Source organism: Vibrio sp. 10N.261.51.F11 (assembly GCF_041471665.1).
GTDB classification, from domain to species: Bacteria; Pseudomonadota; Gammaproteobacteria; order Enterobacterales; family Vibrionaceae; genus Vibrio; species Vibrio crassostreae_C.
The window spans coordinates 1-18,126 of the sequence record NZ_JBFROW010000036.1 but is presented as its reverse complement, the minus strand read 5'-3'; the positions used below and the strand labels follow the sequence as shown (position 1 = coordinate 18,126).

Here is an 18,126-nt window from a genome sequence, read left to right as displayed (position 1 = left end):
GAATACTGACTTCAAAACTAATATTTACCGAAGTAAACATGTAATTCTAAAGCTATTACCATTCCAACAGAATGGTAATGAATTGACTGTGCCGAATAACTACAAGTAGTTAAACGTATTGGTCACTCAGTTCATTGAAATCAATTTTGATTCCGAAGTAACTGCTACTACGCTCTTTCGAAAAAGAACCAATAACGTTTTGATATTCATCAACGAGTGCCCACACAGATTGATAGGTTTAAATTGTTAAAGAGCTTTTCCTTTTTGAGCTTCGCTCAAATCGGACGGCCATTTTAGCGATTTAAGTTTTAGTGTCAACCACTATTTTCAAAACTTTTTTCAAGCGCTTAGCTTGGCTAATTTGACCTGCTGATTCGTTTTGGTTTCTTACGAAGCCTTCCCGTTTCAACGAGGTCGCATTATAGAGATTTCGATCACACTGGCAAGCCCTTTTTGAAGTTTTTCTTACTTTTTTGATTGTTCGAGCGTTTTTTGTTCAAAGCACCCCATTTTCACTAGTATTCCTCTTAATTAAGGGCTTAAGGTGCCTATATAAAGGAGGATTTATGAGTTCAATACGCAGTTATAAAGGAATATCCCCTCAGATTGGGCAAGGTGTCTATATAGATACCAGTTCAGTACTGGTTGGTGATATCAAAATCGGTAACGACTCTAGCGTGTGGCCTTTGGTTGCAGCTCGAGGGGATGTGAACCACATTCATATTGGAGAGAGAACGAATATCCAAGATGGTAGTGTCTTGCACGTCACCCATAAGAATGATGAAAACCCTGACGGTTATCCTCTCTTAATAGGTAATGATGTCACTATCGGGCATAAAGTAATGCTGCATGGCTGCACTATTGAGGATCGTGTACTTGTTGGTATGGGAGCGATCGTGTTGGATGGCGTGATTATCCAAAAAGAAGTGATGATTGGTGCTGGTAGCTTAGTGCCACCAAACAAGGTACTTGAAAGCGGTTACCTCTATGTAGGAAGCCCAGTAAAACAAGCTCGCCCATTAAATGATAAAGAGCGTGCCTTTCTACAGAAGTCTGCAGACAACTACGTTCAGAATAAAAATGACTATCTAGACTCTGTAATTTCAGTCTAAAGCGCTTTGATCTGAATCCGATTAGAGGAGTCATACTCCTCTTCTTCTATTAACTCTTCCGCTAGCTCTTCAATATCGAAACGTAACTCTGAAAAGATAACTAAAGCTTGATCGCCTTCTTCTATATCTTTACCTGCCAATCGTGATAATTCCTCAATAGACATGACACATTCAATCAATGCGCCCGACTGTTGTGCTGGGAACGTGATTGTTCGGCTCTCTTCATCCCAATCTTGGATATCAGGAAATAGAATTGATTGATTCATTTTTTATAAACACCCCATTACATCTCTAGATTTTTACGTAATTCTCTTAAAATCTGTTTTGTTCCCGGACGAAGACCACGCCAAAGCATAAAGCTTTCTGCTGCCTGCCCCACTAGCATACCCAAACCATCATAAGCAGCATGAACACCATTATCTAATGCCCATTGATTGAATACCGTCGTTCCAGATCCATAAACCATGTCATAAACGGCGCTAGTAGAATTGAAAATCACCTCAGACACTTCAGGAAGCTGCCCGCTTAGACCAGATGAGGTAGAGTTAATAATGACATCAAAGCCTTCATTAACATCACTTAGCCCCATCCCCTTGATGTTGCCATGCGACGAAAACATCTCAGCCAGAAGTTCAGCCTTGGAGCTGGTTCGATTAGCGACCACCAGCTGTTGTGGCTTTTGGTCGAGAAGAGGTTGAATCACTCCTCTCGCAGCACCACCAGCGCCAAGAAGAAGAACACGTGCTCCTTTTAGCGTGACTTGATGTTGAAGCAGGTCTTGAACTAAGCCCTCACCATCGGTGTTATCACCAATGATCTCTCCATCATCTAACTTCTTAAGGGTATTTACGGCACCAGCTAGTTCAGCTCTCTCAGTTAGGCGATTGGCTAACTGATAGGCATCTTCTTTAAAAGGCGCTGTGACATTGCACCCTCGACCACCTTCGCTGAAAAAGGTTTTGGCAGCAGTGATAAATTGACCGTGCTCTGGCTGTAATGCTGTATAGGTAAGTTGTTGGCTGGTTTGGCGAGCAAATAATGTGTGAATGAATGGCGATTTGCTTTGCCCAATAGGATTACCGAAAACGGCATAACGATCTACTTGCTGTGTCATATCCTTACCTAACAGAAATAATAAAAAGGGTCATCTATATAGATGACCCTATCACTATCCCTATAAGGAAGGAAGAACTACCAAACTCGAGGTTTGAGGTAGTCACTATAAAGCAGAGCTTCTGGTGAGCCCGCTTGCGGTTCATAGCGATATTCCCAACGAGCCAACGGCGGCATCGACATCAATATAGACTCTGTGCGCCCACCGCTTTGCAGGCCAAATAAGGTACCACGGTCGTAAACTAGGTTGAATTCAACATAGCGGCCACGACGGTATAGTTGGAAGTCACGCTCACGTTCGCCATAAGGTGTATCTTTGCGACGCTCGACAATAGGTAAGTACGCCGCAGCAAAACCTTCACCGACAGCCTGCATATAAGCAAAGCTCTTATCGAAACCCCACTCATTTAAGTCATCAAAGAACAGACCACCAACACCACGTGTTTCGTCTCGGTGAGGAAGATAGAAGTACTTATCACACCACTCTTTGTGTTCTTGATAAACATCATCACCAAACGGCGCACAAAGATCTTTAGCAGTTTGATGCCAAGATTGGCAATCTTCATCGACAGGATAAAATGGCGTTAAGTCAAAACCACCACCAAACCACCAAATCGGGTCTTCCCCTTCTTTTTCCGCAATGAAGAATCGAACGTTCGCGTGTGAGGTTGGGATATATGGGTTTTTAGGGTGGATAACTAATGAAACCCCCATCGCCTCAAACTTACGCCCGGCTAACTCAGGACGGTGAGCGGTTGCAGAGGCAGGCATTGCTTTACCAGCGACGTGAGAGAAGTTAACTCCACCCTGTTCAAATAAAGCACCATTGGTCATCACGCGAGTACGACCACCGCCACCTAGACGATCGCCAGGTTCTCGCTCCCATGCATCTTCTTCAAACAACGCTACACCATCAGCTTGCTCAAGCTGCTGGCAAATCGAATCTTGTAGGCTCAGTAAAAACTGCTTTACTGCTTCTTTATCAATTGCTGACATCTTACTTCCTTTGCAGGGTTTAACCCTGTCTTAATATTTTCGACGTTTTTGCATCTCTAATTTCGCTTGGCTTCTCACGGCCACCCGTTTGGCCTTCTAGAATCGCGACTAAGTGTTGACCCAGTTGCTGTTGAACTTCTTCAGTCGTCATACAAGGCGGCTCGCCAGTCAGGTTGGCACTGGTAGAGGTTAACGGCTTGCCGAACTCATTACACATTCTTTGAACCAAAGGGTGATCCGTCACTCGTACCGCGATGGAATCAAACTGGCCGCTGACCCAGTCAGTAACTTTGCTACTGGTTGGCATAATCCAAGTGACCGGACCTGGCCATGTCGCTTTCACTGTTACCAACTGTTCTTCCGTCAACTGGCTTTCATCAATATAAGGAAGCAGCTGCTCGTAACTTGCAGCAATCAAGATCAAGCCCTTTTCAACTGGACGCTGTTTTAACTCGAGTAATTTCTTGATGGCATGTGGATTATCAGGATCACAACCAACCCCAAAAACGCCTTCGGTCGGGTAAGCAATGACTTCACCTTGTTGTAATGCCTGCAATGTATGTTGAAAGTTATCCACGGGTTGCCTCATTAAGTCAGTTATCGAACTCGCTAAGTGTACAAATTATCATTCACTGTGACTAAAGCTATTTGTTTATAAAATGTATCAATTAACAACTTAGACCGACGCAAACGTTTTCCTTAAGTAATTTTACCCGTATAATGCGCGCAAAATATCTAATCACTAATTAAATCGTACCTGAAGGAGTTTGAGATGACTGTCGGTATTATCATGGGTTCTAAATCTGATTGGCCAACAATGAAGCTAGCTGCAGAAATGTTGGATCAGTTTGGCGTGGCGTACGAAACAAAAGTGGTTTCTGCTCACCGCACACCTCAGTTGCTTGCAGACTACGCAACCAGTGCGAAAGAGCGCGGTATTAAAGTAATTATTGCTGGTGCTGGCGGTGCAGCGCACCTTCCGGGCATGGCTGCTGCTTTCACAAGCGTACCAGTTCTGGGTGTTCCAGTTCAGTCTAAAGCACTGAAAGGCATGGACTCTCTGCTTTCTATCGTGCAGATGCCAAAAGGTATCGCGGTAGGTACTTTGGCTATCGGTGAAGCTGGCGCTGCCAATGCAGGCATCCTAGCGGCTCAAATCATTGGTACACACAATGAAGAAGTAATGGCAAAAGTAGAAGCATTCCGTTCTGAGCAAACAGAAACGGTTTTGGCTAATCCAAACCCTGCAGAGGACTAATTTCCATGCATGTTCTTGTGTTAGGCGCGGGCCAACTTGCTCGCATGATGTCCCTAGCTGGGGCACCGCTGAATATTGAAATTTCTGCTTTTGATGTTGGCAGCAAAAATATTGTTCACCCATTAACGCAAGCGATTCTAGGTAACGGCTTAGAAAATGCGATTGAGCGTGCGGACGTCATTACTGCTGAATTCGAACATATTCCTCACGATGTACTTGAGGTGTGTGAGCGCAGCGGTAAGTTCTTACCGACAACAGAAGCAATCAAAGCTGGCGGTGACCGTCGTCTTGAAAAAGCCCTGTTAGACGAAGCGAACGTGAAGAATGCTAAGTACTACGTGGTTAACTCTCGCGAAGACTTTGACGCTGCAATTGCTCACGTTGGCTTACCAATGGTGTTGAAGAGCACACTTGGCGGCTACGACGGCAAGGGCCAATGGCGCTTAAAGACATTAGACAATGTTGACGCGACTTGGGCAGAAATGGCTGAGTGCATTACCGCGACCGACAACCAAGCGATTGTGGCTGAAGAGTTTGTTCCGTTTGACCGCGAAGTATCACTGGTTGGTGCTCGTGATACCAATGGCGAGGTTCAAGTGTATCCACTGGCTGAGAATGTTCACACCGACGGCGTGTTGAGCTTATCGACAGCGATTGATGACATTGAACTGCAAGAGCAAGCTAAAGCCATGTTCACTGCCATTGCTGAGCGTTTAGATTACGTTGGCGTGCTAGCACTTGAGTTCTTTGATGTTCAAGGTTCACTGCTTGTTAATGAGATTGCACCACGTGTTCATAACTCGGGCCACTGGACGCAACAAGGCGCAGAGACTTGTCAGTTTGAAAACCACCTACGTGCAGTGTGTGGCATGCCACTAGGTAGCACTAAACTGATTCGTCCAACCGCAATGATCAACATTCTTGGCGAAGATACTCTTCCTGAGGCTATTCTTGCTCAAGGTGGTTGTCATGTTCATTGGTATGGCAAAGAAAAGCGTGCAGGTCGCAAGATGGGTCACATTAACGTGAGCGCTGACTACAACGCAGAATTACAAAGAGCTTTGTGCTCATTGGCTGAGATTCTTGATAAGCAAGCCTACCCTGCTGTGCATGAGTTTGCTGAGCAGATGAAGTAAGCCTACATTGGCTTATTGATATAAAAAGTTTATTGGATACAAAAACGGCGCTCAGTGAGCGCCGTTTTTTTGTGTCTATAATATCGAGTTATTGAGATTGAATGTGGTGACACTTGCGATCAGCGCATTGCTTCTTGGTACCACTGGCTGTTTTCTTCTCAAGTAACAACGGGAACTGGCACTGTTCACAACGACCTATAACAGGTGGCTGATTAACGGCGAACTTACACTTAGGGTAGTTATCACACGCATAGAAGGTTTTGCCATAGCGAGATTTACGCTCAACCAAGTGGCCTCGACCACACTCAGGGCAGGCAACAAGTGGCTGCTCTTCAGGTTGTTCTTTCGGTTGGTCCAAAGATTCGATGTGATTACACTCTGGATAACTGCTACAGCCAATGAACATCCCAAAGCGACCTTGCCTTAATACCAATTCGTTTTGGCATTTAGGACACGGAACGCCCAGCTCTTTCACCACATGACCATCATTTTGATGAAGAGGCTTGATGTAATCACAGCTCGGATACTGCTTACAGCCTAAAAATGGGCCGTGCTTACCGTGGCGAAGCTGAAGCTCCCCACCACACTGTGGACATGGTTCATGCTCAAACGCATGTTCATGTGCTGAAAAAAGCTGATTATCAATCTTACTACTCATGATAAGCCTGTATTAATGCAAGATACCTTGCTCTTTGGTGTACAACAGCTCTTCCATTTGCGTGTAAGCACTTTCATTACCCGGTACATTGAACAGTACCATTAAGATAATCCACTTCAGATCATCCAACTCAAATTCATTGGTCTCTAACCCCATGACACGATCAATCACCATTTCACGAATCTCTGTCGTGAGGACGTTGATCTGCTCAAGGAACAACAAGAAACCACGACACTCCATATTAATACGTGATATCTCTTTACTTGTGTAAACACGCATCGAGGTATTAGAGCACATAGTAATCGCCGCTTGGTTATCGGTATCTTGCAGTGCAGCAAGGTCTTCTAACCAATGGAGAGCCTTATAAATATCATCTTGGTGAAACCCCGCTCGAAGAAGTTCATCTTCAAGTTCGTCTTGATCCACCTGCAATTCAGAATCGCTATGGATGTAGGTTTCAAACAAGTACATCAGTATGTCCATCATCATAGCTTAGCCTCTCCCCTTTCGAATATAGCCACCGGAAACTGCAACAACATGCCCTGAGAGCTCAAGCTCTAAAAGCTGCATCATGACTTCATGCACAGGTATATGGGTTCTCTGTGCCAAAATATCAACGGGTGTCGCCTCTAATCCTACGTTAGCTAACAGCTGTGGAAATGGCAATTGTTCATTTTCACCCTCATTCGGCGTAGGTTCGAATAAGCTCGGCTGCTGATCTATAGACCAGTTTAACAGACTCTTTATTTCAATCAGAACATCTTGAGCATTTTGCACTAAACATGCTCCAGCTTTGATGAGACTGTTACCTCCGCGACTGGTTGGGCTATGAATAGAACCGGGCAGCGCAAACACTTCTCGACCTTGCTCCATGGCATAGCGAGCGGTAATTAAAGAGCCACTCTTCTCAGCCGCTTCCACCACCAAGGTTCCTAACGACAAGCCACTTATAATACGGTTACGACGGGGGAAATGTTCAGGTCTTGGTTTAGCACTCGGTCGAAACTCTGAAATCAGCGCTCCGTTCTCACAGATCCTCTCAGCTAGATTTCGGTGGCGGGCAGGATAAATGGAGTCCAAGCCAGACCCCAACACTGCAAAAGTTTCCCCTCTTTTATCTAGAGCACCATCATGAGCATAGCCATCGATACCTAAAGCTAAGCCACTGGTGACAATTAAACCGTTTTGGACAAACTCTTTGGCGAAGGACTTGGCGGTCTGCAGTCCTTCAATACTGGCATTGCGGCTGCCGACCATCGCGATTTGAGGCTCGATCAGTTTTTCAACGTGACCTTTAACGAAAAGAACACTGGGCGCAGAGGCAATCTCATTAAGCAGTTTGGGATAATGTGGGCAATTAGGGGTAATGATGTGATGGTTAGGCTGTTTTGCTTGCCATGATAAGCAAGCCTCCACTTCTCTTGGGGCTTGCTCTCTTAGATAAGAAATTTGTTTGCCTGATAAACCCATCACTTGCAGCTGCTGGCTTGAGTAGCCAACAATGTTCGAAGGGGAATCGATACTCAGCAGGCGAGAAAGGCGTTTGCCACCCAATTGAGGAACAAAACTTAGAGTTAGCCAAGCACTCAGTTGTTGCTCATTCACTCGGTGCCCTTAACCTCTTCTGTCAAAGCAAGATCCAAAGGCGATACTGCCAGAATGCCCTTGCTAACAGGCTTAGAGCTCTGAGTGATCAACGCGAGGCTAAAATACTCATAAGGACGAATGACCATCAAGCTACCCAGCGAGGTACTTGGCAATTGCACCTTATCGCTCGCCGCAGACTCTTTATAACTGTATTCACCTTGCTTACCAAACACCACCGCACCGCTTTCGCTGAGGGTAAACATAGAACCTTGGCGAAGGTTATCCTGTGAACCTTTGTTGATCACTACCACCTGATTCTTCGCGCTGTATTGGCTGCCATCTAATGAGCCCAAGATATTAGCAAATTGACCCGCCGCACTAGGTGCAGGATAAAACGTGGTAGAGAGCTTCACCTGATCAACACCAAGTTCTGGTAGCACAAGGTCGTTCAGCAATACCTCTTGCAGCTGAGTGTCTATCTGCAAGCTGCTGAACTCAGCATCCACTTCTTTTAAGCGCGCCGTGGCGACCAAACGCAACGAGGTAATACTCGCTTGGGGTTGCTGCCGTTGGTAGGTTTCAACTGCGCGGTAGATACCCCACTTTTGATGTTGTTGGTTACCTGAGATAAACAACCGGTCTGCACCCGATAAGAAACGTTTACCATCACTGGTTCCTAATACTCGTTGTGCCGATTCGATATCTTGCTGCTCTACCAAGCGATCAGACTGTAAATAAGGTAGAACCAGTCCCTCGTTGACGGTAGGTACTGCTTTCTTCTCAGAAACACGAATCTTGGGGCTAAGTTTGATAACAGGCTTGAGGCTCAATACAGGCTCGCCATTAATCCAAACCAAAGACAGTTTATCTCCGGGATAAATGAGATGAGGGTTTTCTATCTCTGGATTGACCTGCCATAACCTTGGCCACAACCATGGACTATCGAGATACATCGCAGAGATATCCCACAAAGTATCGCCCTTAACCACCACATACGCCTCAGGTGCGCCCTGTTTAATGGTTAAAGGTTGCTCACTATTTTCAGCCGTAGCGGCGAACGAAATCGAGGCACAAATAAGAGATAAAGCAGGCAATAAATGACGCATGACCTAGGTTCCTTGGTCTGAATATATGACATCTGATTGGAGAATTACCTTCAGGATGCTGTCATTTGACCTCTAAAATGTCTAGAATTGAGCCAACAAGGTTTAAGCTGTTTCGGCACAGTTCAATATTTCGAGTGTATATGTCTGTATTACAAGTATTAACATTACCAGATGATCGTCTACGTACCGTGGCGAAACCGGTAAAAGAAGTTACCCCAGAGATTCAAAAGTTCGTTGATGACATGATTGAAACCATGTACGACGAAGAAGGTATCGGCCTTGCGGCAACGCAAGTAGATTTCCACCAACGCATCGTTGTTATCGATATTTCAGAAACACGTGATGAGCCAATGGTGCTTATCAACCCTGAAATTACTGAGAAGCGCGGCGAAGATGGAATCGAAGAAGGCTGCCTATCTGTACCAGGCGCTCGAGCTCTAGTACCTCGCGCTGCAGAAGTAACGGTTAAAGCACTAGACCGTGACGGCAACGAATTCACATTCGACGCTGACGACCTTCTGGCTATCTGTGTTCAGCACGAACTTGACCACCTAGAAGGCAAGTTGTTTGTTGATTACCTATCGCCACTAAAGCGTAAACGTATCCAAGATAAGCTAGCGAAGATTAAACGTTTCAACGAGAAACAAGGTTAATAACCGCTGCTATTACTAAATTAGAAGGAAGCCTACCTTGAGTCAGTCTTTAAGAATTGTCTTTGCAGGTACTCCGGATTTCGCCGCCCGTCACTTGGCGGCGTTGTTGTCTTCGGAGCATGAAGTTGTTGCTGTTTACACACAGCCAGATCGCCCAGCAGGCCGCGGTAAAAAACTCACTGCGAGCCCAGTAAAAAACATCGCACTTGAAAACAATATTCCGGTTTACCAACCAGAAAACTTCAAGTCAGATGAGGCTAAGCAAGAGCTAGCTGAATTGAACGCTGACATCATGGTTGTTGTCGCTTACGGCTTATTGCTTCCGCAAGTTGTATTAGATACACCTCGCTTAGGTTGTATCAACGTACATGGCTCTATCCTACCGCGCTGGCGTGGTGCTGCTCCGATTCAACGCTCTATTTGGGCAGGTGATAAAGAGACAGGCGTGACGATCATGCAGATGGATATCGGCCTAGATACTGGCGACATGCTAAGTATCGCGACGCTGCCTATCGAAGCGACAGATACCAGCGCATCAATGTACGAGAAGTTAGCGGGCCTTGGCCCTGACGCGCTTGTTGAATGTCTAGCGGACATCGCTTCTGGCAAAGCGGTTGCAGAGAAGCAAGACGATGAGCTTGCTAACTACGCGAAGAAGCTAAGTAAAGAAGAAGCGCGTATCAACTGGAGTGATGAAGCAGCTCATATTGAGCGCTGCGTTCGTGCCTTCAACCCATGGCCAATGAGCCACTTTGAAGCCGCTGAGAACAGCATTAAAGTATGGCAAAGCCGTGTGGCAGAGCAAACTTCTGATAAGCCTGCAGGTACCATTCTGCAAGCGGATAAAACTGGTATCTATGTAGCGACAGGACAAGGTGTACTTGTTCTTGAACAGCTGCAAGTTCCAGGTAAAAAAGCCATGTCAGTTCAGGATATCTTGAACTCACGTGCAAGCTGGTTTGAAGTTGGTACACAGCTTTCTTAATCCGCTTTTAAAGCTGCTAATTACGCAGCTAAGAAAACCTTTACGAGGGCAGAGATGCCCTCATGTATTCAAATAAATATTCGGTACCCCTCATGAATGTTCGCGCTGCTGCTGCAAATGTCCTATTCCAAGTTGTCGATAAAGGCCACTCTCTTTCACACGCTCTCCCTGCGGCTCAAAAAACGATCCGTCCGCGAGACCATGCTCTACTGCAAGAGATTTGCTACGGCGCACTTCGTTATCTGCCTCGTTTAGAGTCAATCGCTAACGAACTGATGGAAAACCCGCTTAAAGGTAAAAAGCGTGTATTCCACCACCTAATCTTGGTGGGCATTTACCAACTAAGCTTCATGCGTATCCCTTCGCATGCCGCGGTTGCTGAAACGGTTGAGGGTACTAAGACACTGCGCGGTCCAAGCCTGAGTGGTTTGATCAACGCTGTGTTACGTAGCTACCTACGTGACCAAGAAGAACTAGACGAGAAAGCCGTTAGCCACAATGCAGGCAAATACGGCCACCCAAGCTGGATTCTAAAAATGCTTCAAGAGAGCTACCCAGATCAATGGGAGCAACTGGTTGAAGCAAACAACAGCAAGGCACCAATGTGGCTGCGCGTTAACCGCCAACACCACACTCGTGACGAGTATGTAGAACTGCTTAAAAACGAAAACATTGAATACACATTGCACCCAGAAGCAGCTGATGCCATAAAATTAGCTGCACCTTGTGATGTTACTTTGCTTCCTGGCTTCGACAGGGGTTGGGTATCAGTGCAAGATGCTGCCGCTCAGCTTTCGGTTGATTACCTAACACCAAAAGATGGTGAGCTGATCTTAGATTGTTGTGCTGCACCAGGTGGTAAAACGGCACACATTCTTGAGCACACTCAAGATACTGAAGTGGTTGCGATTGACTGCGACATCAAACGTCTAGACCGTGTTTACGATAACCTTGAGCGCCTACAACTGCGTGCCGACGTAATTTGTGGTGATGCTCGCTACCCTGAAGAGTGGTGGATGGGCGATAAGTTCGACCGTATCCTACTTGATGCACCTTGTTCAGCGACTGGCGTAATTCGCCGTCACCCTGACATCAAGTGGCTACGTCGTGCATCTGACATTGATGCGCTGGCTGAACTGCAAAGCGAAATTATGGATGCAATGTGGCGTCAGCTGAAAGAAGGCGGCACCATGGTTTATGCGACATGTTCTATCACGCCGCAAGAAAACGTGCTGCAAGTGAAAGCATTCCTAGCACGTACTGAAAACGCAACGCTGGTTGGGTCTGATATCGAAAATCCGGGTCGTCAAATACTACCTGGAGAAGAAGATATGGATGGCTTCTACTACGCAGTTCTAGTAAAACAGGCATAACAACTAACAGCGGCTAAGAATTTATTTCTTAGCCGCTGTTTCTTTCTAGTGCATTATCAAAACAAAGTTAGATAACTAGAATTACCACGGTAAAGAAAAGAGAAAGGCTATGAAGATCATTATCCTAGGTGCTGGACAAGTTGGCGGTACCCTTGCTGAAAACCTGGTTGGTGAAAACAACGACATCACCATTGTCGACCGTAATGCTGACCGACTTCGTGAACTTCAGGATAAGTACGACCTTAGGGTTGTAAACGGTTATGCCAGCCACCCAAACACACTACGTGAAGCGGGTGCGCAAGATGCCGACATGTTGGTTGCCGTAACCAACATGGATGAAACCAACATGGCTGCGTGTCAGGTTGCTTTCTCTCTTTTCAATACGCCGAACCGAATTGCTCGTATTCGCTCTCCTCAATACCTAGAAGAGAAAGAAGCGTTATTCAAATCAGGTGCCATCCCAGTCGATCACCTGATCGCACCCGAAGAGCTAGTGACCAGCTACATCGAGCGCCTGATTCAATACCCAGGCGCACTGCAGGTTGTGAGCTTTGCTGAACAGAAGGTTAGCCTAGTAGCAGTAAAAGCCTACTACGGTGGTCCACTGGTTGGTAACGCATTGTCTGCTTTGCGTGAGCACATGCCGCACATTGATACCCGTGTTGCCGCTATTTTCCGTCAAGGTCGCCCTATTCGCCCACAAGGCACCACCATCATTGAAGCCGATGATGAAGTGTTCTTCGTCGCAGCGAGTAACCATATCCGCTCAGTAATGAGTGAACTGCAACGCCTAGAGAAGCCGTACCGCCGCATCATGATTGTTGGCGGTGGTAACATTGGTGCAAGCTTGGCGAAACGCCTAGAGCAGAGCTACAGTATCAAGCTTATCGAGCGCAGCTACACTCGCGCCGAGAAGCTGTCTGAAGAATTAGAAAACACCATCGTATTCTGTGGTGATGCCGCCGATCAAGAGCTGCTGACCGAGGAGAACATCGATCAAGTTGATGTGTTCATCGCCCTAACCAATGAAGATGAAACCAACATCATGTCAGCCATGCTGGCGAAGCGAATGGGTGCCAAGAAGGTAATGGTACTGATTCAGCGTGGAGCTTACGTAGACCTTGTTCAGGGTGGTGTGATTGATATTGCTATCTCGCCACAGCAAGCGACCATTTCTGCGCTGCTTACTCACGTTCGTCGTGCTGATATCGTAAACGTATCCTCTCTACGTCGCGGCGCTGCAGAGGCGATCGAAGCGATTGCTCACGGTGACGAAACCACCTCTAAAGTGGTTGGCCGAGCGATTGGCGACATCAAGTTACCACCGGGCACCACTATTGGTGCGATTGTTCGCGGAGAAGAAGTACTTATCGCGCACGATAGAACCGTAATCGAACAGGATGACCACGTAGTGATGTTCCTAGTGGACAAGAAATACGTACCGGATGTTGAGTCTCTATTCCAACCGAGCCCGTTCTTCTTATAGCCTTGTTCTCGTGAGCTTCTTCTCGCAACTTTCTTTTGTGAGAACGGCGCTCCGGCACAAAGCTGTAATCAATTAAAGCTATGGTCTATTAAGCTATGGTCAACTTTCGTCCGATATTATTAGTGATAGGGTTAGTGTTATCAAAACTCGCCCTTTTCATGTACATCCCCACATTGGTTGCCTTTTTCACAGGCACCGGTGGCTTCCTCGAGTTTGGTCAATCGGTAGTGATCACGCACATTGTGGCGTTCATCTGCTTGAGCTTAGGGCGCTCCGCTAAGTTCCGACTTGGGGTGCGGGACATGTTCCTGATCACCTCTCTGGTATGGACGATAGCCAGTGCCTTTGCTGCACTGCCGTTTGTCTTCATCAACCACATCAGCTTCACTGACGCCTATTTTGAAACCATGTCTGGTATCACCACAACAGGCTCAACCGTATTAAGCGGCTTAGACAGCATGGCACCAAGCATTCTGTTGTGGCGTTCTATATTGCAATGGTTAGGTGGCATCGGCTTCATCGTTATGGCGGTAGCGGTTCTGCCAATGCTCAACGTCGGTGGTATGCGCCTGTTCCAAACCGAATCATCCGACTGGTCAGATAAAAGCAGCCCACGAGCAAAAACGGTCGCGAAGAACATCGTGGCGGTTTATCTGGTTCTGACTGGCTTGTGCATCATTAGCTATCTCTTTGCAGGCATGGGCATCTTTGACGCGATCAATCATGCCTTCACAACACTGTCTACGGGTGGTTACTCAACATCAGATGGCTCGATGAACCACTTCTCTAACAGTGCTCACTGGGTGGGAACCCTGTTCATGTTCCTTGGTGGTCTGCCGTTCCTACTGTTCGTTAGCGCACTGCGTGGCAGAAAACTCTCAATCCTCTACAAAGACGCGCAAGTGAGAGGCTTCACCTATCTATTCTTAGTCACCAGTGCCGTGATATCGACATGGTTGGTGGTTAGAGATGGCTACACGGTCATGGATGCGATGCGTGTTTCGATGTTCAATATTGTGTCCGTAGTTACCACTACCGGTTTTGGCTTAGAAGACTTCACCGCGTGGGGTGCACTGCCAACGACCTTGTTTGCGTTTCTAATGATGGCGGGCGCGTGCTCAGGTTCAACCTCTGGCGGTATCAAAATCTTCCGCTTCCAGATCGCGATGACCATGCTTCACAAACAGATGATGAAGTTGATCCACCCATCAGGTGTCTTTGTTCAACGCTATAACCAACGCCCCGTTAATGACGACATTGTGCGTTCACTGGTCGCATTTGGTTTGATGTTCTTTATTACGATTATCTTAATTGCAGGTGGCTTGAGCGCGATGGGGCTTGATCCTGTGACCAGTATATCTGGTGCTATCACAGCCGTTGCCAACGTGGGCCCAGGCATGGGCAGCGTGATCGGTCCAACCGGGAGCTTTGCTCCACTGCCCGACGCCGCTAAATGGTTGCTAAGCTTAGGAATGCTGATGGGGCGACTCGAGATATTGACGCTCATTGTTCTATTTTTCCCAGCCTTTTGGCGACGTTAACCAAGCACAAAATCAAGGAAACACAGATGAAATCATACGTACTTCTCGCTAGCACATTGCTCGCAAACTCAGTATTCGTAAGTTCTGCCTTTGCTGATCAAATGGTCACCTTGCCTGATGGCAAGCAAGTGTTACTCAAAGATGATTTTACTTGGCAATACGTGGCACCAAAGCAAACGGAAGCAGCAACGACAACATCAGAGACTACAGTGCCTGTCGTAGCCGTACCTGTCGCAACGAACACGCGTGGCACTACGATTGTGGTTAATAGTAAAAAGCCAAGCTTACAGCTGTCTCAGTCAGGAGTGGATGTTGTACTGGGTGCAAGTCGCTATGAAGATGGTGAGCTTATCATTCCGACAGCCATCACTAACCAAGGCACTCAAGCGGTCATTTTGGTATCACTTAACATCAGCGTATTTACTGCAGAAGGTGAGTTGTTGGCAGAAGAAGAAGTTGCTGTGTGGAAATCAATCAAACGAATGGCCGACACATACCTACGACCAAAGACGGGTGAAGAAGGCAAGCTCATCAAGCTCGACCTAGAACAACACCCTGAATATCAGATTAAAGCTGAGATTACTGAGGTACTGGCTCGCTAAACCGGAGTCACGTACAAATAAATAGCGAAGAAATGGCAAGCGCAGCCCGCCAACACAAACAAATGCCAGATGGCATGATTGTAAGGGATGCGTTTTGCCACATAGAAAATCACACCCAACGAGTAAATCACGCCACCGAGTGCTAGTAGCACCAAACCACCCATCTCGATATTCATCGCCAGTTGATAAACCACAATCAGCGATAACCAACCCATCGCCAAGTAAGTCACCAATGACAAACGCTTAAATCGGTAGACGAAGGCAATCTTCATAATGATTCCGACTAGCGCGATACCCCAAATCACTGCCATCAAACCCATCGCCAATGGTGTTCTTAAACTCACCAATAAAAATGGCGTGTAACTGCCCGCGATCAATAAGTAGATCGCACAGTGATCGAGAGTTTTCAGTAATCGCTTGGTCTTTTCTGTGGTGATCGAGTGATAAAGCGTGGAAGCGAGAAAGAGTAGGATAATACTGCTGCCATATACCGCCATACTCGCAATAGTCAGTATGTCGGCTTGATGGTCAAACGCACGAATCAGCAGCAGGACTAAACCAACCACGCCAAGCACAACACCCAAGCCATGGGTTATCGCATTGGCGCGTTCTTCGATGTCACTGTATTCGCTCGCCGATGATGCAGACATGATTATCCTACTAGAGTAAATGTTCGATTTGCCTAGTATTGCACATTAAGCTTACACGTGTAAGCTTAAATTTTTATGACATTAATAACGCCTAAACGGTGTGATGAAGCTAAGGTCTCTAAAGCTACAGAACCAAAGAGCTAACTAAGATGCGTTGTCTAGATACTCAAGTACCATCTTGCCCGCATCTTGTGGTGACGTATCCAATGGCACACTCAATTGACGCTGCAGTTGGCCAATGCCTAACAAGCTCGCCAACATGCCTTTTGCACCATCGCGATTACGGTCTATCTCAAACCACAACTTAAGCTCGGTTTCATCACGATGAGCAACCACTTCCAGTTCACGCCAGCGGCCATGATATGGACCAGTGGTAGGGACAAACTCAAACTCTTGAACAAATGGCAGTTCAAAGCCCTCTACTGCTTCGCACTCAACTTGGCGAATGCGTAAACCTTGAGCTTCTAGTTCATTAAAAATACCATCAAGAAGTGCATCTGGGCGAACCGTTAAAATATCCTTATCCGATGGATCAATCGCCATCGCAATATCGAGCCCGGTTTCTAGCCACACCTTTGAATCACCAATCGTGACAGGTGTGTTCAGCGGGACATCAAACTCACATTCAAAATCACGGGTTTCACCCGGCTGAATAACAAAGGCATACGGCAGGCTCCATTTGGCCAACGAGTATGTCTGGTGCATTCGACGTGTTTGACCGCCCTCTTGCCTTTGCGAATTCATAGTAATTTCTTTGACGTAACGACAGCACAAGTTGAGATCGATATTGTCGATCTCTTGTGGCTGAGCGCCACCATAGACATGCACAATAATGCTCGCCTTCTTGCCTGGATAAAGCACTTCCTGTTGCAATACAGAATCCACCTTGGCAGATCCAATTCCAAAACTTGCTAACGTTTTCTTTAAGAACGACATATGCACCTCCTTTAAAGCATCATCTTAAGCCTGAAAGAGGTTCAAACTCAAATATACTGCTCACACTATTTTAGCTCTAATATCGTCTATTTATCACTCAGGCGTCGATCGATAACTTAGATAGTGATAATCTAAGCCTTGATATGCATGCATATCATTATCCTGATTTATTCTTCGGATTGGCGAAAGCCAGACGAGTGACGCTTCAAGCAATTGAGGTGGAGCTCATGGTAAATCAGGCCATTAGATTGGCAATGGATATGCCTGACCGTTAGGTAAATTAATGCGCCCAACAGCTGTCAGGTTCTCGCACACCAACCGTAGTGCGATGCGTCGTCGTAGTGGCTTTGTTGCTGCTCCAACGGCTAAGAAATTGGCTCCTACAATGACTCTAGTTGAGAAGACTGCTTTATTAGCACCGACTACAACGAAAGTGATTAAAGCCGCTTAACAAAAAGCGCAGTTTTTACTGCGCTTTTTTCTTGCCCGCTCCCATCTTGAAATGTGTTTACACATTGGTATTCCCTACCCGATTTGATACCTTAGCCACAAATCATTATAAAATTTGTGGAGAAATAAAGTATGAAGTGTCACCGCATTGAAGAACTGCTTGAACTGATGGAGCCTGAGTGGCAGAAAGATCAAGAGCTTAACCTATTAGAGTTCATCATTAAGCTATCAAAAGAAGCGGGCTACCAAGGCAAGCTTGAAGAACTGACTGACGATGTTCTTATCTATCACCTAAAAATGCGCAACAGCGAAAAAGATGAGATGATCCCGGGCCTGAAAAAAGACCAAGAAGATGATTTCAAAACCGCAATTCTAAAAGCACGTGGCCTTCTTTAGTCGCCCGTTAGTTTAGAGCTCAATTGCCGTATAGATAAAACACTCAATTTTAAAAAGCGACCACCAGGTCTAATGCCGTTCACTTAAG

Annotated in this window: 21 protein-coding genes; 11 read left to right on the top strand and 10 right to left on the bottom strand. The window is 46.3% G+C overall.

Going from position 1 to position 18,126, the window contains the following annotated elements:
- Positions 1-566: 566 nt before the first annotated feature.
- Entirely contained in the window at positions 567-1,112 is a 546-nt protein-coding gene (locus AB4351_RS12680) for a gamma carbonic anhydrase family protein (protein ID WP_372126173.1), read from the top strand.
- Here AB4351_RS12680 and AB4351_RS12675 read toward each other — a convergent pair.
- The 4 genes from AB4351_RS12675 to AB4351_RS12660 all read right to left on the bottom strand — a co-directional run bounded on the left by AB4351_RS12675 (position 1,109) and on the right by AB4351_RS12660 (position 3,798).
- Positions 1,109-1,378 carry a DUF1488 domain-containing protein gene (locus tag AB4351_RS12675; protein ID WP_017058764.1) on the bottom strand — a complete coding sequence of 90 codons (270 nt, stop codon included), beginning with the start codon at positions 1,376-1,378 and terminating at the stop codon, positions 1,109-1,111. The genes AB4351_RS12680 and AB4351_RS12675 overlap by 4 nt on opposite strands.
- A 17-nt stretch (positions 1,379-1,395) precedes the next feature.
- Entirely contained in the window at positions 1,396-2,226 is an 831-nt protein-coding gene (gene aroE / locus AB4351_RS12670; RefSeq protein ID WP_017067739.1) for a shikimate dehydrogenase, read from the bottom strand.
- Between the two features lie 77 nt (positions 2,227-2,303).
- Entirely contained in the window at positions 2,304-3,221 is a 918-nt protein-coding gene (hemF, locus tag AB4351_RS12665; RefSeq protein WP_017069580.1) for an oxygen-dependent coproporphyrinogen oxidase, read from the bottom strand.
- Positions 3,222-3,240: 19 nt separating this feature from the next.
- Positions 3,241-3,798: an L-threonylcarbamoyladenylate synthase gene (locus AB4351_RS12660; RefSeq protein WP_017058767.1), complete on the bottom strand. Its 558-nt coding sequence runs from the start codon at positions 3,796-3,798 to the stop codon at positions 3,241-3,243.
- A gap of 195 nt (positions 3,799-3,993) precedes the next feature.
- On the opposite strand from AB4351_RS12660, the gene purE reads away from it, so the two are divergent.
- Both purE and AB4351_RS12650 read left to right on the top strand, forming a co-directional pair.
- Entirely contained in the window at positions 3,994-4,479 is a 486-nt protein-coding gene (purE, locus tag AB4351_RS12655; protein WP_004735777.1) for a 5-(carboxyamino)imidazole ribonucleotide mutase, read from the top strand.
- 5 nt (positions 4,480-4,484) lie between these two features.
- Positions 4,485-5,615, top strand: a complete 1,131-nt coding sequence (locus AB4351_RS12650; RefSeq protein WP_102321074.1) for a 5-(carboxyamino)imidazole ribonucleotide synthase — start codon at positions 4,485-4,487, stop codon at positions 5,613-5,615.
- A gap of 88 nt (positions 5,616-5,703) precedes the next feature.
- Here AB4351_RS12650 and AB4351_RS12645 read toward each other — a convergent pair whose 3' ends face one another.
- Genes AB4351_RS12645 through AB4351_RS12630 form a run of 4 tightly spaced genes read right to left on the bottom strand, consistent with a single transcriptional unit; the run spans position 5,704 to position 8,966 of the window.
- Positions 5,704-6,273 (bottom strand): type I DNA topoisomerase, encoded by a 570-nt coding sequence (locus AB4351_RS12645; RefSeq protein WP_102331966.1) that lies wholly within the window; start codon positions 6,271-6,273, stop codon positions 5,704-5,706.
- Between the two features lie 12 nt (positions 6,274-6,285).
- Positions 6,286-6,762 carry a DUF494 family protein gene (locus tag AB4351_RS12640; RefSeq protein WP_029235095.1) on the bottom strand — a complete coding sequence of 159 codons (477 nt, stop codon included), beginning with the start codon at positions 6,760-6,762 and terminating at the stop codon, positions 6,286-6,288.
- Positions 6,763-6,765: 3 nt separating this feature from the next.
- The gene (dprA, locus tag AB4351_RS12635; RefSeq protein WP_017071760.1) at positions 6,766-7,878 is read right to left on the bottom strand and encodes a DNA-processing protein DprA; all 1,113 of its coding nucleotides are present in this window, start codon (positions 7,876-7,878) and stop codon (positions 6,766-6,768) included.
- Positions 7,875-8,966: a LysM peptidoglycan-binding domain-containing protein gene (locus AB4351_RS12630; RefSeq protein WP_017067184.1), complete on the bottom strand. Its 1,092-nt coding sequence runs from the start codon at positions 8,964-8,966 to the stop codon at positions 7,875-7,877. The genes dprA and AB4351_RS12630 overlap by 4 nt, the downstream gene beginning before the upstream one ends.
- A 140-nt stretch (positions 8,967-9,106) precedes the next feature.
- Between AB4351_RS12630 and def the strand changes: the two genes are divergently transcribed.
- From def to AB4351_RS12600, 6 genes are all read left to right on the top strand, one after another.
- The gene (gene def, locus AB4351_RS12625) at positions 9,107-9,619 is read left to right on the top strand and encodes a peptide deformylase (protein WP_017058772.1); all 513 of its coding nucleotides are present in this window, start codon (positions 9,107-9,109) and stop codon (positions 9,617-9,619) included.
- Between the two features lie 37 nt (positions 9,620-9,656).
- Entirely contained in the window at positions 9,657-10,604 is a 948-nt protein-coding gene (fmt, locus tag AB4351_RS12620) for a methionyl-tRNA formyltransferase (protein WP_017058773.1), read from the top strand.
- Positions 10,605-10,696: 92 nt separating this feature from the next.
- Positions 10,697-11,977: a 16S rRNA (cytosine(967)-C(5))-methyltransferase RsmB gene (rsmB, locus tag AB4351_RS12615; RefSeq protein ID WP_017058774.1), complete on the top strand. Its 1,281-nt coding sequence runs from the start codon at positions 10,697-10,699 to the stop codon at positions 11,975-11,977.
- Positions 11,978-12,086: 109 nt separating this feature from the next.
- Positions 12,087-13,463, top strand: coding sequence for a Trk system potassium transporter TrkA (gene trkA, locus AB4351_RS12610; protein WP_004735766.1), 1,377 nt, complete (start codon positions 12,087-12,089; stop codon positions 13,461-13,463).
- 95 nt (positions 13,464-13,558) lie between these two features.
- On the top strand, positions 13,559-15,004 hold the full coding sequence (locus AB4351_RS12605) for a TrkH family potassium uptake protein (protein WP_372126171.1): 1,446 nt from the start codon (positions 13,559-13,561) through the stop codon (positions 15,002-15,004).
- Between the two features lie 26 nt (positions 15,005-15,030).
- Entirely contained in the window at positions 15,031-15,606 is a 576-nt protein-coding gene (locus AB4351_RS12600; protein ID WP_372126169.1) for a DUF3157 family protein, read from the top strand.
- Here AB4351_RS12600 and AB4351_RS12595 read toward each other — a convergent pair.
- Both AB4351_RS12595 and AB4351_RS12590 read right to left on the bottom strand, forming a co-directional pair.
- Positions 15,603-16,256, bottom strand: coding sequence for a hemolysin III family protein (locus AB4351_RS12595; protein ID WP_017058777.1), 654 nt, complete (start codon positions 16,254-16,256; stop codon positions 15,603-15,605). The genes AB4351_RS12600 and AB4351_RS12595 overlap by 4 nt on opposite strands.
- A 144-nt stretch (positions 16,257-16,400) precedes the next feature.
- Positions 16,401-17,192, bottom strand: coding sequence for a sporulation protein (locus AB4351_RS12590; RefSeq protein ID WP_017058778.1), 792 nt, complete (start codon positions 17,190-17,192; stop codon positions 16,401-16,403).
- Between the two features lie 283 nt (positions 17,193-17,475).
- Between AB4351_RS12590 and AB4351_RS12585 the strand changes: the two genes are divergently transcribed.
- Both AB4351_RS12585 and AB4351_RS12580 read left to right on the top strand, forming a co-directional pair.
- On the top strand, positions 17,476-17,643 hold the full coding sequence (locus AB4351_RS12585; protein ID WP_004739323.1) for a hypothetical protein: 168 nt from the start codon (positions 17,476-17,478) through the stop codon (positions 17,641-17,643).
- 131 nt (positions 17,644-17,774) lie between these two features.
- Positions 17,775-18,038 (top strand): YihD family protein, encoded by a 264-nt coding sequence (locus tag AB4351_RS12580; protein WP_009848104.1) that lies wholly within the window; start codon positions 17,775-17,777, stop codon positions 18,036-18,038.
- Positions 18,039-18,126: the final 88 nt, after the last annotated feature.

Excerpts from the sequence above, each read along its gene's own strand:
- AB4351_RS12680 (WP_372126173.1), top strand. The coding sequence starts at position 567 with ATGAGTTCAATACGCAGTTATAAAGGAATATCCCCTCAGATTGGGCAA.
- AB4351_RS12675 (WP_017058764.1), bottom strand. The coding sequence starts at position 1,378 with ATGAATCAATCAATTCTATTTCCTGATATCCAAGATTGGGATGAAGAG.
- aroE (WP_017067739.1), bottom strand. The coding sequence starts at position 2,226 with ATGACACAGCAAGTAGATCGTTATGCCGTTTTCGGTAATCCTATTGGG.
- hemF (WP_017069580.1), bottom strand. The coding sequence starts at position 3,221 with ATGTCAGCAATTGATAAAGAAGCAGTAAAGCAGTTTTTACTGAGCCTA.
- purE (WP_004735777.1), top strand. The coding sequence starts at position 3,994 with ATGACTGTCGGTATTATCATGGGTTCTAAATCTGATTGGCCAACAATG.
- AB4351_RS12650 (WP_102321074.1), top strand. The coding sequence starts at position 4,485 with ATGCATGTTCTTGTGTTAGGCGCGGGCCAACTTGCTCGCATGATGTCC.
- AB4351_RS12645 (WP_102331966.1), bottom strand. The coding sequence starts at position 6,273 with ATGAGTAGTAAGATTGATAATCAGCTTTTTTCAGCACATGAACATGCG.
- AB4351_RS12640 (WP_029235095.1), bottom strand. The coding sequence starts at position 6,762 with ATGATGATGGACATACTGATGTACTTGTTTGAAACCTACATCCATAGC.
- AB4351_RS12630 (WP_017067184.1), bottom strand. The coding sequence starts at position 8,966 with ATGCGTCATTTATTGCCTGCTTTATCTCTTATTTGTGCCTCGATTTCG.
- def (WP_017058772.1), top strand. The coding sequence starts at position 9,107 with ATGTCTGTATTACAAGTATTAACATTACCAGATGATCGTCTACGTACC.
- rsmB (WP_017058774.1), top strand. The coding sequence starts at position 10,697 with ATGAATGTTCGCGCTGCTGCTGCAAATGTCCTATTCCAAGTTGTCGAT.
- trkA (WP_004735766.1), top strand. The coding sequence starts at position 12,087 with ATGAAGATCATTATCCTAGGTGCTGGACAAGTTGGCGGTACCCTTGCT.
- AB4351_RS12605 (WP_372126171.1), top strand. The coding sequence starts at position 13,559 with ATGGTCAACTTTCGTCCGATATTATTAGTGATAGGGTTAGTGTTATCA.
- AB4351_RS12600 (WP_372126169.1), top strand. The coding sequence starts at position 15,031 with ATGAAATCATACGTACTTCTCGCTAGCACATTGCTCGCAAACTCAGTA.
- AB4351_RS12595 (WP_017058777.1), bottom strand. The coding sequence starts at position 16,256 with ATGTCTGCATCATCGGCGAGCGAATACAGTGACATCGAAGAACGCGCC.
- AB4351_RS12590 (WP_017058778.1), bottom strand. The coding sequence starts at position 17,192 with ATGTCGTTCTTAAAGAAAACGTTAGCAAGTTTTGGAATTGGATCTGCC.
- AB4351_RS12585 (WP_004739323.1), top strand. The coding sequence starts at position 17,476 with ATGCGCCCAACAGCTGTCAGGTTCTCGCACACCAACCGTAGTGCGATG.
- AB4351_RS12580 (WP_009848104.1), top strand. The coding sequence starts at position 17,775 with ATGAAGTGTCACCGCATTGAAGAACTGCTTGAACTGATGGAGCCTGAG.